17 protein-coding genes are annotated in these 14,142 nt (G+C 72.2%); 10 read left to right on the forward strand and 7 right to left on the reverse strand.

Features of this window, described 5'->3' with window-relative positions:
* Positions 1–80: 80 nt before the first annotated feature.
* The 3 genes from ABD343_RS13055 to ABD343_RS13065 form a co-directional block, all read right to left on the reverse strand.
* Positions 81–254, reverse strand: coding sequence for a class II lanthipeptide, LchA2/BrtA2 family (locus ABD343_RS13055; protein WP_344527438.1), 174 nt, complete (start codon positions 252–254; stop codon positions 81–83).
* 32 nt (positions 255–286) lie between these two features.
* Positions 287–460, reverse strand: coding sequence for a plantaricin C family lantibiotic (locus ABD343_RS13060; protein WP_344527440.1), 174 nt, complete (start codon positions 458–460; stop codon positions 287–289).
* Positions 461–816: 356 nt separating this feature from the next.
* The gene (locus ABD343_RS13065; RefSeq protein WP_344527442.1) at positions 817–1,797 is read right to left on the reverse strand and encodes a 4-hydroxy-3-methylbut-2-enyl diphosphate reductase; all 981 of its coding nucleotides are present in this window, start codon (positions 1,795–1,797) and stop codon (positions 817–819) included.
* Between the two features lie 84 nt (positions 1,798–1,881).
* Between ABD343_RS13065 and ABD343_RS13070 the strand changes: the two genes are divergently transcribed.
* The 4 genes from ABD343_RS13070 to ABD343_RS13085 all read left to right on the forward strand — a co-directional run bounded on the left by ABD343_RS13070 (position 1,882) and on the right by ABD343_RS13085 (position 5,586).
* The gene (locus tag ABD343_RS13070) at positions 1,882–3,354 is read left to right on the forward strand and encodes an APC family permease (protein ID WP_425578167.1); all 1,473 of its coding nucleotides are present in this window, start codon (positions 1,882–1,884) and stop codon (positions 3,352–3,354) included.
* 9 nt (positions 3,355–3,363) lie between these two features.
* Complete coding sequence (gene xseA, locus ABD343_RS13075; protein ID WP_344527444.1) at positions 3,364–4,578, forward strand: exodeoxyribonuclease VII large subunit; 1,215 nt, start codon at positions 3,364–3,366, stop codon at positions 4,576–4,578.
* A 10-nt stretch (positions 4,579–4,588) separates the two neighbouring features.
* Positions 4,589–4,888, forward strand: a complete 300-nt coding sequence (locus ABD343_RS13080; protein ID WP_344527446.1) for an exodeoxyribonuclease VII small subunit — start codon at positions 4,589–4,591, stop codon at positions 4,886–4,888.
* 104 nt (positions 4,889–4,992) lie between these two features.
* Positions 4,993–5,586, forward strand: a complete 594-nt coding sequence (locus tag ABD343_RS13085) for a malonic semialdehyde reductase (RefSeq protein ID WP_344527448.1) — start codon at positions 4,993–4,995, stop codon at positions 5,584–5,586.
* 72 nt (positions 5,587–5,658) lie between these two features.
* Here the strand turns inward: ABD343_RS13085 and ABD343_RS13090 are convergent, their stop codons facing one another.
* Positions 5,659–6,255 carry a DUF4245 domain-containing protein gene (locus ABD343_RS13090; protein ID WP_344527450.1) on the reverse strand — a complete coding sequence of 199 codons (597 nt, stop codon included), beginning with the start codon at positions 6,253–6,255 and terminating at the stop codon, positions 5,659–5,661.
* 175 nt (positions 6,256–6,430) lie between these two features.
* Here ABD343_RS13090 and glpX point away from each other — a divergent pair, with 175 nt between their 5' ends.
* Complete coding sequence (gene glpX / locus ABD343_RS13095) at positions 6,431–7,465, forward strand: class II fructose-bisphosphatase (protein ID WP_344527452.1); 1,035 nt, start codon at positions 6,431–6,433, stop codon at positions 7,463–7,465.
* Between the two features lie 19 nt (positions 7,466–7,484).
* A complete protein-coding gene (locus ABD343_RS13100) occupies positions 7,485–7,853 on the forward strand; it encodes a hypothetical protein (protein WP_344527454.1) in 369 nt (122 codons plus the stop codon).
* A 433-nt stretch (positions 7,854–8,286) separates the two neighbouring features.
* On the opposite strand, the gene ABD343_RS13105 is transcribed toward ABD343_RS13100, so the two are convergent.
* Positions 8,287–8,652, reverse strand: coding sequence for a WhiB family transcriptional regulator (locus tag ABD343_RS13105; RefSeq protein WP_344527456.1), 366 nt, complete (start codon positions 8,650–8,652; stop codon positions 8,287–8,289).
* Positions 8,653–8,844: 192 nt separating this feature from the next.
* Positions 8,845–9,591, reverse strand: coding sequence for a DUF1707 SHOCT-like domain-containing protein (locus ABD343_RS13110; RefSeq protein ID WP_344527458.1), 747 nt, complete (start codon positions 9,589–9,591; stop codon positions 8,845–8,847).
* A gap of 124 nt (positions 9,592–9,715) precedes the next feature.
* Here ABD343_RS13110 and ABD343_RS13115 point away from each other — a divergent pair, with 124 nt between their 5' ends.
* Both ABD343_RS13115 and ABD343_RS13120 read left to right on the forward strand, forming a co-directional pair.
* Positions 9,716–11,410, forward strand: a complete 1,695-nt coding sequence (locus ABD343_RS13115; RefSeq protein WP_344527460.1) for a fumarate hydratase — start codon at positions 9,716–9,718, stop codon at positions 11,408–11,410.
* Between the two features lie 19 nt (positions 11,411–11,429).
* Positions 11,430–12,050, forward strand: coding sequence for a hypothetical protein (locus ABD343_RS13120; RefSeq protein ID WP_344527462.1), 621 nt, complete (start codon positions 11,430–11,432; stop codon positions 12,048–12,050).
* A gap of 7 nt (positions 12,051–12,057) precedes the next feature.
* Here ABD343_RS13120 and ABD343_RS13125 read toward each other — a convergent pair whose 3' ends face one another.
* A complete protein-coding gene (locus ABD343_RS13125) occupies positions 12,058–12,741 on the reverse strand; it encodes a GntR family transcriptional regulator (protein WP_344528543.1) in 684 nt (227 codons plus the stop codon).
* 143 nt (positions 12,742–12,884) lie between these two features.
* Here ABD343_RS13125 and ABD343_RS13130 point away from each other — a divergent pair, with 143 nt between their 5' ends.
* Both ABD343_RS13130 and ABD343_RS13135 read left to right on the forward strand, forming a co-directional pair.
* A complete protein-coding gene (locus ABD343_RS13130; RefSeq protein WP_344527464.1) occupies positions 12,885–13,421 on the forward strand; it encodes a YbhB/YbcL family Raf kinase inhibitor-like protein in 537 nt (178 codons plus the stop codon).
* Positions 13,418–14,110, forward strand: a complete 693-nt coding sequence (locus tag ABD343_RS13135; RefSeq protein WP_344527466.1) for an iron-dependent transcriptional repressor DtxR — start codon at positions 13,418–13,420, stop codon at positions 14,108–14,110. Before ABD343_RS13130 ends, ABD343_RS13135 begins: the two co-directional genes overlap by 4 nt.
* Positions 14,111–14,142 lie beyond the last annotated feature (32 nt).

Here is a 14,142-nt window from a genome sequence, read left to right on the forward strand (position 1 = left end):
GGCGGAACGGGAGCCCGAAGAATGCGGCGGCCCCCGTTCCGCCCGGCTGTGCTAAATGCCCGGTCCGCCGTGCGGCGTTGTCAGCACTTGCTGCTGCACGCCGACGACGGGCAGACCGTGACGGTCGCGGCGGTGATGCAGGTCCAGGACGACGTGGTGATCGTCGGGTGCGTACCGCCGTGCGCCTCCGAGTCGGCCAGCTCGGCCAGCTCGGTCTCGTCGTAGGCGCCGAGAAGGTCCTTGTTCTCCTTCATGGAGATCCCCTTTCCGGGAAAGTTACGGGTGGTCAGTTGCAGGAGCGCATGCATTCCTTGGTGAGCGTGCACCACCAGCCGTCGTTGCCCGCGGCGTCGCTCAGCGAGAACGTGTTGGTGCTGCAGGCGCCGTACGCGACACCGTCGAAGTCCTGCTCGGAGAATTCCTCCAGCAGGGAAATGTCGCCCTGGTACTCGTGAGCCATTGCTGCCTCCTTGACTACGGACATGGACCCGCCGGAACCGGCCCGTTCCGCACGTTCCGGACCGGCGGTACGTCCACCACCCTGGCGCCCCTCCGTTCGCCCCCGGCATCGCTTCCGCACGGGCGCCACACAGGACGGTGCACCCCTTTCGCACGCCCGCTGCACCCGCGCCGCACCCGCCGCGCACCCGTTCCGCATCCGCCGCGCATACGCGCCGCACACCCGCCGTGAACGGCCCGGAAGAGCGGCCGGAAAAGGGCCAGGAAAGGACCCGGAAAAGGGCACGAAAAAGTCGGGGCCGGTCCTCGAAGGACCGGCCCCGACGGGCCCGTGAGCGGGGTGGTGGCGCGGCGGCGTCAGGCCTGGAGCTTCTCCGCGGCCTCGGCGCGCAGGTCGCGCCGCAGCTCCTTGGGCAGCGAGAACTGCATGTGCTCGTCGACCGGCTTGACGATCTCGACGTCCTCCCAGCCGCGCTGGGCCAGCCACTCCAGGACGCCGTCGACCAGGACCTCGGGGACGGAGGCGCCGGAGGAGAGGCCGATCGTCTCCACGCCCTCCAGCCACGCCTCGTCGATCTCCTCGGCGCTGTCGACCAGATGGCCCGCCTTGGCGCCGTGCTGGAGCGCGGTCTCGACCAGCCGGACCGAGTTCGAGGAGTTCTTGGAGCCGACGACCAGCACCAGGTCGGAGTCGGCGGCGACCTGCTTGATGGCGGTCTGGCGGTTCTGCGTGGCGTAGCAGATGTCGTCGCTGGGCGGCGAGAGCAGGTTCGGGTAGCGGCCCTGGATGGCCTCCACCGTCTCCATCGTCTCGTCGACGGACAGCGTGGTCTGGGAGAGCCAGACGACCTTCTCCGGGTCGCGGACCTCGATGTTCTCCACATCGTCCGGACCGTCGACCAGGGTGATGTGCTCGGGGGCCTCGCCGCTGGTGCCGATGACCTCCTCGTGGCCCTCGTGGCCGATCAGGAGGATGTCGTAGTCCTCCTTCGCATAGCGCACCGCCTCCTTGTGGACCTTGGTGACCAGGGGGCAGGTCGCGTCGATGGTGGCGAGCTTGCCGCGCTGCGCCTCCTCGTGGACCACGGGGGCCACGCCGTGCGCGGAGAAGATGACGATCTCCCCCTCGGGCACTTCCTCCGTCTCCTCGACGAAGATCGCGCCCTTCTTCTCCAGGGTCTTGACCACGTACTTGTTGTGGACGATCTCGTGGCGCACGTAGACCGGTGCGCCGTACTGCTCAAGAGCTTGTTCGACGGCGATTACGGCTCGGTCCACGCCGGCGCAGTAGCCGCGGGGGGCGGCGAGCAGGACACGGCGCGAGGGCGTTGCAGTCATACAGCCATCGTACGGGCGTGAGCCCGACGCGTGGCCCGCCCTCCGTTCCACGGCGGACGGGGCGGAGTACGGCAAGCTGGGCCCATGCCTGGAGCCCGCAGCCGCACGGCGGCCCTCAACCGCATGAAACGCAGCCTGGGCGGCGACCTGCAGGGCAGCCTGCGCCGCACCCTCACCCTCCGCGACCTCATCGTCTACGGCCTGCTCTTCATCGCGCCCATGGCCCCGGTCGGGATCTACGGGGCGCTCGACGCGCGCAGCCACGGCGTGGTCCCGCTCGTCTACGTCGTCGCCACGATCGCGATGTCCTTCACCGCCTACTCGTACGCCCGTATGGTCCACGCCGTGCCCCAGGCCGGGTCCGTGTACGCCTACGCCCGCGCGGGGCTCGGCGAGGCGCCCGGCTTCATCGCCGGGTGGATGATGATGCTCGACTACCTGCTGATCCCCGCGGTGGCCTACCTCTTCTCCGGCATCGCGATGGAGCAGCTCGTGCCCTCCGTCGACCAGTGGGTGTGGACGGCGCTCGCGGTCGTCGTCTCGACGGCCCTGAACCTGTCCGGGGTGCACAGGGCGGCCGTCGTCGGCTTCGTGATCCTCGTCATGGAGATCGCGGTGCTGCTCGTCTTCTGCGCCGCCGCCGTGGTGGTGCTGGCCCAGGAGGGCCCGGCGCGCGGCTGGCTCACCCCGCTCACGGGCGACCGGGACTTCTCGATGGTCGCGGTCTTCAGCGCGGTCTCGGTCGCGGTCCTCTCCTTCCTCGGCTTCGACGCCATCGCGAACTTCGCGGAGGAGGCCACCGGCGGCAAGGGCCGCGAGGGGGACGGCCCGTCGCTCGTCGCGCGGGCGCTCGTATGGTGCCTGGTCCTGGCGGGTCTGCTGTTCATCGCGCAGACGTACCTGGCGGCGCTGCTGTCCGAGGACTCCTCGCGCAAGCTCGCCGACGACCCGGCCTCGCAGGGCGCGGCCTTCTACACGGCGGTCAACGCGTCGGTCGGCGAGTGGCTGGAGAAGACGATCGCGGTGAGCAAGGCGATCGGCGCCGCGTTCGCCGCGCTGGCCGGACAGGCGGCGGCGGGCCGCCTGCTGTACGCGATGGCGAGAGACGGGCGGCTGCCCAAGGCCCTCTCCCGCGTCCACCGGGGCACGGGCGTGCCGCGCCGCACGCTGCTGCTGAGCGCGGTGCTCACACTGTGCGCCGCGGTGTGGGCGGCACGGACAGCGGAGGGCCTGGACCGGCTCGTCTCGATCGTGGACATGGGCGCGCTGACCGCGTTCTGCCTGCTGCACCTGTCCGTCATCGGCTACTACGGGCTGCGCCGCGGCGGCACGGCCCTGGGCGACCGCGCCGTGAGCCCGCTGCGGGACTGGGCCGTGCCGCTCGTCGGGCTCGGCATCATGATCGCCGTGATCGTGACGGCCAACGAGGAGGCCCACTACGTCGGGCTGGTCTGGCTGGCGGCGGGCCTGATCGTGGCGTACGTGCTGCACCGCCGCGACAAGCTGCGCGGCGGGCTCGGCGACGGGCCGGGCGGGAATGTCGGCGGGACGCCCTAGCCTGCTCGTATGGCTCTCACCACATCAGCGGAGACTCCGGTCCCGGTCGCCGAGGTCTCGCGGCTGATCCGGGGATGGATCGACCGGCTCGGCGCCGTGTGGGTGGAGGGGCAGGTCATCCAGCTCTCGCCGCGCCCCGGCGCCGGGATGGTCTTCCTCACCCTGCGCGACCCCTCGCGGGACGTCTCGATCAGCGTCACCTGCTTCCGGCAGGTGTACGAGCAGGTGAAGGACGTCCTCACCGAGGGCGCCCGCGTGGTGGTCCACGCCAAGCCGGAGTGGTACGAGAAGACGGGCCGGCTCTCCCTGCGCGCCGCCGAGATCCGCCCGGTGGGCGTGGGCGAGCTGCTGGCCCGGCTGGAGCGGCTGAAGAAGGCGCTCGCGGCCGAGGGGCTGTTCGCGCCGGAGCGCAAGAAGCGGCTGCCGTTCCTGCCCGGCCGCATAGGGCTGATCACCGGCCGCGCCTCGGACGCCGAGCGGGACGTGCTGCACACCGCGCGCGAGCGCTGGCCCGCCGTCCGCTTCGAGGTCCGCAACACCGCGGTCCAGGGGGCGTACGCGGTCGCGCAGATCATCGACGCGCTCCAGGAGCTGGACGCGCGCGGGGACGTGGACGTCATCATCATCACGCGCGGGGGCGGCGGCATGGAGGACCTGCTGCCGTTCTCCGACGAGCGCCTGGTGCGGGCCGTGGCCGCGGCCCGTACGCCCGTGGTCTCCGCGATCGGGCACGAGGCGGACCAGCCCCTGCTCGACCTGGTCGCCGACCTGCGCTCGCGGACGCCGACGCACGCGGCGAAGGACACCGTGCCGGACGTGGGCGAGGAGCACGAGCGGGTGCGGGCGCTGCGCGAGCGGGCCTGGCGGGTGGTCACCGGCACGCTGGACCGCGAGGAGCGCGGGCTCGACGACGTGATGAGCCGCCCGGTGATGGCGGACCCGCACGCGATGGTGGAGCGCCGCGAGGACGAGATCGCCTCGGCCCTGGACCGCGCCCGGCGCGTGCTGGGCCACCGGCTGGACCGCGCGGAGGACGAGCTGGAGCACACCCGCGCCCGGGTCGTCGCGCTCTCCCCGGCCGCCACCCTCCAGCGGGGTTACGCGGTGCTGCAGCGCGGCGACGGCGCCGTCGTGCGGGACGCGGAGGACGTCGCCGAGGGCGACAAACTGCGGGCCCGGGTAGCGAGCGGCGAGTTCGGCGTGACCGTCGTACCCCGCGCATAGGGTGGCCCGCATGACGACGACGGAAACGGACGGGGCGGCGGGTTCCGCGCTGAGTTACGAGCAGGCGAGGGCCGAGCTGGTCGAGGTCGTGCGCAAGCTGGAGGCGGGCGGCTCCACGCTGGAGGAGTCGCTGGAGCTGTGGGAGCGCGGCGAGGAGCTGGCGGGCATCTGCCGCGAGTGGCTGGAGGGCGCCCGGGCCCGGCTGGACGCGGTGCTGGAGGCGGAGGACGAGGAGTCCGGCGAGGCCTCGGACAGCGAGGCCGATGACGAAGAAGAGGACGAAGACGACGAGGGTGATGAAGCGGACTAGAGGGCGGCATTCGTCACACTTGATTCAACCTTGAACTAGTGCTGGCTACACTCATAGACGTACACCGCATCCCCATGCGCCCCCGCAGGAAAAGGCACCGCTCCATGGCACTCGCCCTCGACCCCGCCGCCCAGGATCTGCTCTTCCGTGAGGCCCGGACGGCCAATACGTTCACCGACGAGCCGGTCACCGACGAGCAGGTCCAGGCGATCTACGACCTCGTGAAATACGGGCCGACGGCCTTCAACCAGTCCCCGCTGCGCGTCACCCTCGTCCGCTCCCCCGAGGCCCGCGCCCGCCTGGTCGCGCACATGGCCGAGGGCAACCGGCCGAAGACCAGCACCGCGCCGCTGACCGCGATCCTCTCCGTGGACATCGACTTCCACGAGCGCCTGCCCGAGCTGCTGCCGCAGGCCCCGCACCTCAAGGACGCCGTCTTCGGCGAGGAGGCGGTCCGCGAGTCGGCCGGGTCGTTCAACGCGGCGCTCCAGGCCGGGTACTTCATCGTCGGCGTCCGCGCCGCCGGGCTCGCCGCGGGCCCGATGACCGGCTTCGACGCCGACGGCGTCAACAAGGAGTTCTTCGGCGACGGCCGCCAGAAGGCGCTGATGGTGATCAACATCGGCAGGCCCGGCCCCGACGCCTTCAAGCCGCGCAACCCGCGCCTCGCCTACCAGGACGCGGTCGTCTCGGTCTGACCGCTCCTCCCCATGAACCGCCCCCCGCGCGACTTCCCCCCCTCGCGCGGGGGGCTTCCCCTTCCCGGCGGGCTACTTCCCGGTCGGCGACTGCGTCGGCGCGGGGACCTTCTCCTTACGGGCCTCCAGCGAGTCCGCGAGCCGCGACAGCTCCTTGAACGACGCCGTGCCGGTGACGACCGTCGTGGGCTCGCCCTCGCCGGACGCCTTCAGCACGAGCGCGTCGTACTTCCCGCCCGTGTAGCGCACCCACTCCTCGCCGCCCAGGCGTTCGGTCTTCCCGGTCTTCTTCGCGCTGTGCGTGACCCGGGAGATGTACCGGTCCGCGCGGGGCTCGTCGCTCTGCTCGACCGCCGCGTACTCGTCCCGGGGCGTGACGAAGCCCAGGTGCCAGGCGGAGCCGTCGGCGTCCTTGGCCCGGCCCGCCGCCTCGTACCGCACCGAGGTCGCGCGCCAGTCCTTGGACAGCCCCACGGGCCCGGCCACCGGATACGGGGCCGCACGGCGCGCCGACTTCAGCTCGATGCCGTAACTCACCGTCTTCACCGGGTCCTTGTCCTCGTCGTGCGGGACGAAGAGATAGATCACCCAGGCCGCGAGCACGATGACCGCCAGCGAGATCACCATGTCCCGGACGGTCTGCCTGCCGCGCTTCTTGTCTGCTGCCACGCCTCCATCGTCCCTTATGCCGGTCCGGCGCCCGGCGCCAGGGTGACCGCCCCACAAGCCGTCAATCCGCTCATACGTGGGCACCCCTGCTCACACTGCCGCCGCCCGGTATTGTCATAGGCACCCTCACCCAGCAAGGCACGGCCGTCGTCGCCGTACAGAAAGGTGTGTTCCGATGACCGAACACCACCATCTCCCCTCCTCGCTCGAAGTGGATCCGGAGGCTCCGGACCGCAACCTCGCGCTGGAGCTCGTCCGTGTCACCGAGGCCGGGGCGATGGCCTCGGGCCGCTGGGTCGGCCGCGGCGACAAGAACGGCGCGGACGGCGCCGCCGTCAAGGCCATGCGCACCCTCGTCTCCACCGTCTCGATGAACGGCGTCGTCGTCATCGGCGAGGGCGAGAAGGACGAGGCGCCGATGCTCTTCAACGGCGAGCGGGTCGGGGACGGGACGGGCGCCGAGTGCGACGTCGCCGTGGACCCGGTGGACGGCACGACGCTCACGGCCAAGGGCATGGCCAACGCGGTGTCGGTGCTGGCGGTCGCCGAGCGCGGCACGATGTTCGACCCCAGCGCGGTCTTCTACATGGACAAGCTGGTCACGGGCCCCGAGGCCGCCGAGTTCGTGGACATCACCGCGCCCCCGGCCGTCAACATCCGCCGCATCGCCAAGGCGAAGGGCTGCGCCAACGAGGACGTCACCGTCGTCGTCCTCGACCGCCCCCGGCACGACGGCCTGGTGAAGGAGATCCGGGAGGCGGGCGCCCGCATCAAGTTCATCTCCGACGGCGACGTCGCGGGCGCGATCATGACGGTGCGCGAGGGCACCGGCGTCGACCTGCTGCTCGGCGTCGGCGGCACCCCCGAGGGCATCATCGCGGCCTGCGCGATCAAGTGCCTCGGCGGGACGATACAGGGCAAGCTGTGGCCCAAGGACGACGAGGAGCGCCAGCGCGCGCTGGACGCGGGGCACGACCTGGACCGCGTGCTGACCACCGAGGACCTCGTCAGCGGCGAGAACGTCTTCTTCGTCGCGACCGGCATCACCGACGGCGACCTGCTGCGCGGCGTCCACTACCGGGGCCAGCGCGCGTACACCCAGTCGCTGGTGATGCGGTCCAAGTCCGGGACGATCCGGCAGATCGACTCCACGCACCAGCTCTCGAAGCTGCGTGCCTACAGCGCCGTGGACTTCGACAGGGCCCGCTGACGGGAGGCATGATCGCCTGATGCCCGCACAGCACACACGGCGCCTGCCGTTCTGGTACGGGCCGACGGCGGCCCTCGTCCTCGCGGGTTACGGCATCGGCATGGCCGCCCTCGACATCGGCGGCTCCTCCAGCGCCTGGGCGTGGGCCGCACCCGTGGCCCTCGCCCTGGCGGGCGGTCTCGTACTGGTGAGACGGCGCGTCCTGGGGCCGCGCCACCGCACGCCGGAACGCCGGCGCGCGGTGGCGCTGGCCGCCGTCGCGACGTTCTTCGGTGCGGCGGCGGTCTGCGTGGCCTTCGGCCTCGGCACGGACGTCGCGATCGCCGTCGGCGCCACGGTCCTAGGCCTCGCGGTCTGGGCCCACACCCTCCACCACAACCGCCGCTGACCGCTGATCGCTGACCGCCCACCAAAGGTCCCGATCCCGACACCTCGGGGCTTGCCCCCCAGGGGCGCGGGCCTGTATCCGATATGCGGCTCCGCCGCGCGGGCGCGCCCGGTCACAACACACCGGGGCTTGCCCCCTCAGGGGCGCGGGCCTGTATCCGATGTGCGGCTCCGCCGCGCGGGCGCGCCCGGTCACAACACACCGGGGCTTGCCCCTCAGGGGCGCGGGGAACTGCGCGACCGGCCACGGCGCAGCCGCAGCCTGCAATGCACAGTACGGGGCAGCCCGAACCCAGCCCTCAAGTCCGGCGCACCCGGCGAAGAGGGCTGCGCTTGCCGGCCCTGCTCCCCCAAGCTCTTCGAGCAGGGGGTACCCCCAATGGCAGACCGCCCAGGCTTCGCGGGACGGAGGGAGAAGCTGGGTCCCGTCCGGGTCAGGCGATTCGGGGGACTTCTGTGGGGGCTGAGGCCCCGTTGGCGATACGTCGGCGCCGCGTGAGGACCACGCGGCGCTCGGCCGCGGTCAGACCGCCCCACACCCCATAAGGCTCCGGCATGACGAGCGCATGCTCCCGGCATTCGAGGAGGACCGGACAGCGGGCGCACACCCGCTTCGCCGCCTGCTCCCTCGACAGCCGCGCGGCGGTGGGCTCCTTGGAGGGAGCGAAGAAGAGCCCGGCCTCGTCCCGGCGGCAGACCGCCTCCGCGTGCCAGGGGCCCGCCTGGTCATCGCGCGCGGGCGTTCGCTGGGCGGGGACGGTGGCGGCTGCCGGCAGGGACTGATGCGGCGTTTGCAGCACGGTCTGCTCCTGACAAGACGACGGAGTTTCCCCTTACATCCGTCTTGCTGCGCACGGCAGTTCGCGAGGCAGCCGTACGAGAGACGATGCCCGAGCCCTACCCGCTGTGCGCGGTGGTATGCATTCCGTGGCGCCTTGCGGAACGGATCGTGAGGGCCGTGTGAGCGGCGCGTGCGTGCGCGGGGAGGCGCTTCACAACTCCTTGCGGAAGCGCTCCCGCAGGTCCCTGATGATCTTCCCGCGCTTGGGCTTGGCGTCCACGCCGCCGAAGATCCCCGCGCCCTGCACCAGCACCACGGGCGCGTTCGGGTCCGGGGAGTCCATGACCTGGATGTCGAAGCCGCCGAAGATGCCCGAACCCTTCTGCTGGAGCGTGACGTTCTCCGGCACGCGGATCTCGATGCCGCCGAAGATCGCGGTCGCGTTGATCACCAGATGCGGGTGCTCGAAGACCGCCTCGGAGAGGTCGATCTCGATACCGCCGAACATCGCGAAGGCGTTGATCTTGCGCGGCACGCGCCAGCGCCCCTTGCGCACCGAGCCGCTGAAGATCGCGACGAGGTTCTCCTTCGGGCCGAACGCCGCGCCGTGCATCCCGTGCCCGTACGCCGCGGGACCCGAGGAGTACGAGGCCGAGAAGGAGGCCGACGGGCCCGAGGACGCCCCGCGCGCGGGCTCCGCCGGGCCGCGGGAGGCCGGCAGGTCCCGGACGACGGGCTCCAGTTCGCCGACGGTCTTCGCCGCGTAGACCGCGTCGAGCCGCTCGGCGTGCTCCTCCGCGTCGAGCCGCCCCTCGGCGAGCGCCTCGCGGAGGATGTCGGCGACCCGGTCGCGGTCGGCGTCCGAGGCGCGCACGTCGCCCTCGGCCACGGGCGCCGGGGCCGGCCGCTTCTCGGCGGCCTGCGCGGGCTTCTTCTCAAGCGGGGCGTCTTCAGTCACGGCGCCAGCGTACCCAAACGCGATAGATCGCGACTACCCCCACGGCCCTTCGGCGCCCCGGCGTTCTACGCTGTGAGGCGCGCTCCCACCGTCGAGAGCCGTAGCGAGAGGAAGAAGCAGCCCCATGTCGTCTGGTAAGCCCCAGCCGGAGTTCGCCTACACGGACCTCCTCCCCTCCGGCGAGGACCCCACCCCGTACCGCCTCGTCACCGCGGAGGGCGTGAGCACCTTCGAGGCCGACGGGCGGACGTTCCTCAAGGTCGAGCCCGAGGCGCTGCGCAAGCTCGCGGCGGAGGCGATCCACGACATCCAGCACTATCTGCGCCCCGAGCACCTCGCGCAGCTCCGCCGGATCCTCGACGACCCGGAGGCCAGCCCCAACGACCGCTTCGTCGCCCTCGACCTGCTCAAGAACGCCAACATCGCCGCCGCGGGCGTCCTCCCGATGTGCCAGGACACCGGCACCGCGATCGTCATGGGCAAGCGCGGCCAGCAGGTGCTGACGGCGGGCGGCGACGAGGAGGCCCTCTCGCGCGGCATCTTCGACGCCTACACCGAGCTGAATCTGCGCTATTCGCAGATGGCTCCGCTGACGATGTGGGACGAGAAGAACACCGGCTCCAACCTCCCGGCCCAGATCGAGCTGTACGCCACGGACGGCGACGCGTACAAGTTCCTCTTCATGGCCAAGGGCGGCGGCAGCGCCAACAAGTCCTTCCTCTACCAGGAGACGAAGGCCGTGCTCAACGAGGCGAGCATGATGAAGTTCCTGGAGCAGAAGATCCGTTCGCTGGGCACGGCCGCCTGCCCGCCGTACCACCTGGCGATCGTCGTCGGCGGTACGAGCGCCGAGTACGCGCTGAAGACCGCGAAGTACGCCTCCGCGCACTACCTCGACGAGCTGCCGACCGAGGGCTCGCCGACGGGCCACGGCTTCCGGGACACGGAGCTGGAGGAGAAGGTCTTCGAGCTGACGCAGAAGATCGGCATCGGCGCACAGTTCGGCGGCAAGTACTTCTGCCACGACGTCCGCGTCGTCCGCCTCCCCCGGCACGGCGCCTCCTGCCCCGTCGCCATCGCCGTCTCCTGCTCGGCCGACCGCCAGGCCAAGGCGAAGATCACCGCCGAGGGCGTCTTCCTGGAGCAGTTGGAGACCGACCCCGCGCGCTTCCTCCCGGAGACGACCGAGTCGGAGCTGACCGAGGGCGCGGGCCCCGACCTGGACGCGGTGAAGGTGGACCTGGCCCGTCCCATGGACGAGATCCTGGCCGAGCTGACCAAGCACCCGGTCAAGACCCGCCTCTCGCTGACCGGCACGCTCGTCGTCGCGCGCGACATCGCCCACGCCAAGATCAAGGAGCGGCTGGACGCGGGCGAGGAGATCCCCCAGTACCTCAAGGACCACCCCGTCTACTACGCGGGCCCGGCCAAGACCCCCGAGGGCTACGCCTCCGGCTCCTTCGGCCCGACGACGGCGGGCCGTATGGACGCCTACGTCGAGCAGTTCCAGGCCGCGGGCGGCTCCAAGGTCATGCTCGCCAAGGGCAACCGCAGCAAGCAGGTCACCGACGCGTGCGCCGCGCACGGCGGCTTCTACCTCGGCTCCATCGGCGGCCCGGCGGCCCGCCTCGCGCAGGACTGCATCAAGAAGGTGGAGGTCCTGGAGTACGAGGAGCTGGGCATGGAGGCCGTCTGGCGCATCGAGGTCGAGGACTTCCCCGCGTTCATCGTCGTCGACGACAAGGGCAACGACTTCTTCGCGGACCCGTCCCCGGAGCAGACCTTCGTGACCTCGATCCCGGTCCGCGCCGGGAACTGAGCGGCCCGGGGTCCGTTCCGTGAGCGCGTCGGGCGTCTGGGCCGTCGGGGCACTCCCCGGCCCGGACGTCGCACGCCTCGCGCCGGTGGCGGCCCCGGCGATACGGGCCGCGGCGGCGCGCCCCTCGGCGCGGGCCGCCTGGCGCCGCTGGGAGCGGGACGCCGCGCGGGGCGGCGGCGCCGTGCCCGTACTGCGGCCCGACGGATACAGCTCCGACGAGGCCCTGCGCCTGCTCGACCTGGTGAACGACTCCCCCGTCGAGGCGCTCGACGAGGCGGGCGAGCTGGACGTGATGACCTGGTGGGGGCGGCTCGAAGGGCCCGTCGAGCCGTTCGCCGCGGCCGCCCGCAAGGACAATCCGGTGGCCGCGCTCTTCCACGCCCTCGGCCCGGCCCGCGCCGCCGCGCTGCCCGGCTGGGCGGGCGACGCGGTGCTGACGCCCGCCGAACTGCGCGCCGCGCTCCCCCGTACGGAGGCGGCCCTCGCTTTCACGGCCCCCGAGCGCGCGACGGCGCTGGCCCGCGCGGCAGAGTGGCCGGAGACCGACGACCCCGCCGGGCTGCTCGACGGCCCCCTCCGCGTCGTACGGGAGGCGGCGGCGTCGGGCCACGGGCTCTTCGCGGCCCGCCTCTGGATCTGAGCCGGTCTCAGGCCTCCCCGGCGCCCTCCTTCAATCCCTCCGTCAGTCCCTCCGTCAGTCCCTCCGTCAGTCCCTCCGCGGTCAGGGTGAGGTGCTGGGCCAGCACCTCGGCCGCGGCGTCGGCGTCGCGCGAGAGCGCGGCCTCCTCCAGCAGGCGGTGCTCGCGGACGCCGTCCCTGCCGGGGTTGCGGCGCGCCGACCAGAGGCGGGCCAGCTCGCTCGCCGTCCACATCCGGTCGAAGGTCTCCAGCAGGACGTCGTTGCCGCAGCCCTCCAGCAGCGTGCGGTGGAAGGCCCGGTGGGCCTCGGCCCAGGCCGCGCTGTAGAACTCGCCGTCCTCCGGCTCGTACGCCGGGGTGCGGCTGAGGCGGTGGTGCGCGGCGCGGACCCGGGCCTCCCAGTCGACGTCGCCGCGCTCGACCGACATCCGCAGCATCACCGGCTCGACGGCCCGGCGCGCCTCCGCGATCTCCTGCCAGCGGCGGTCGGAACAGGCCGGCACGGCGAAGCCCCGGTTGGGCAGCCGGTCGGCGAGCCCCTCGCCCGCCAGCCGTACGAGCGCCTCGCGCACGACGGCCAGGCTCACCCCCCGCTCCTTGGCGAGGACCTGCGGTTTGAGGGCGTCACCGGGGGCGTGCTCGCCCCGCATGATCGCGTCCCGCAGTTGTGCGTGGACCCGCTCGGAAAGCATCTGCGTCATGAGGGCAGCATAGACGATCTCAGAGATAATCGATTATCTGTGTTACGGTCGATTTACTGGCGGGGCGTGGACACGGATCACGGACCCACCCCCCGCCCCGCCAATCCGCGGCACACGCTGAAAGGAACGACGCGATGAGCGCCAACGACCCCTTCGCCCGCCTCCCCGAGGCGGCCTCCTTCACCGTCACCAGCACCACCGTCGACGAGGGCGCCCCCTGGCCGCCCGAGCAGCACGCCTCCGGCGTCCCCGGCGGCAAGGACGTCTCCCCGCAGCTCTCCTGGAGCGGCGCGCCGGAGGGCACCCGGAGCTACGCCGTGACGGTCTACGACCCCGACGCGCCCACCGGCTCCGGCTTCTGGCACTGGGCCGTCGCCGACATCCCCGCCACCGTCACCGCGCTCCCCGAGGGCGCGGGCGACGACACGGGCTCGGGCCTGCCGGAGGGCGCGTTCCAACTGCCGAACGACGCCCGCGCGCCCCGCTACCTCGGTGCCGCCCCGCCCGCCGGGCACGGCCCGCACCGCTACGTCACGGTGGTGCACGCCCTCGACGTCGAGTCCATCGGCGTCCCGGCCGACGCCACCCCCGCGGTCCTCGGCTTCACCATGGCCGGGCACATACTGGGCCGCGCGGTGCTGACCACCAGCGCCGAGACCCCCGCGGCATGACCCACCTCATCGACACCGCGGAGATGTATCTCCGCACCGTCCTGGAGCTGGAGGAAGAGGGCGTGGTCCCGATGCGTGCCCGCATCGCCGAGCGCCTCGACCAGAGCGGCCCGACCGTGAGCCAGACCGTCGCCCGCATGGAACGCGACGGCCTGCTGCGGCTCGCCGACGACCGGCGTCTGGAACTGACGGACGGCGGGCGGCTCCTGGCGACCCGCGTGATGCGCAAGCACCGCCTCGCCGAGTGCCTGCTGGTCGACGTCGTCGGCCTGGAGTGGGAGCAGGTGCACGCCGAGGCGTGCCGCTGGGAGCACGTCATGAGCGAGGCGGTCGAGCGCCGCCTCCTGGAACTCCTCCACCACCCCACCGAGTCGCCGTACGGGAACCCGATCCCGGGCCTGGAGGAGCTGGGCGGCGACGGCACCGGAGGGGATGGCGCCCTCGACGACGGCCTGGTGAACCTGAGCGAACTGGAGCCGGGCGGCGAAGGCAGGACGGTCGTCGTCCGCAGGATCAGCGAACCGCTCCAGGCCGACGCCCGCCTGCTGCGCACCCTGCGGCACGCCGGGGTCCACCCCGGCGCGGTCGTCCACGTCACGAGGTCGCCCGACGGCGTACGGGTGGGCGGCGAGGAACCCGCCGAACTGCCGCTGCGGACCGCCGCGCACGTGCTGGTGTCCGCGAGCTGAGCGGCCGGGAGCCCCCTTCGCGTACGGGAGGG

The sequence above is a fragment of the Streptomyces albiaxialis genome (assembly GCF_039530985.1).
In the GTDB taxonomy this organism is placed as follows: domain Bacteria; phylum Actinomycetota; class Actinomycetes; order Streptomycetales; family Streptomycetaceae; genus Streptomyces; species Streptomyces albiaxialis.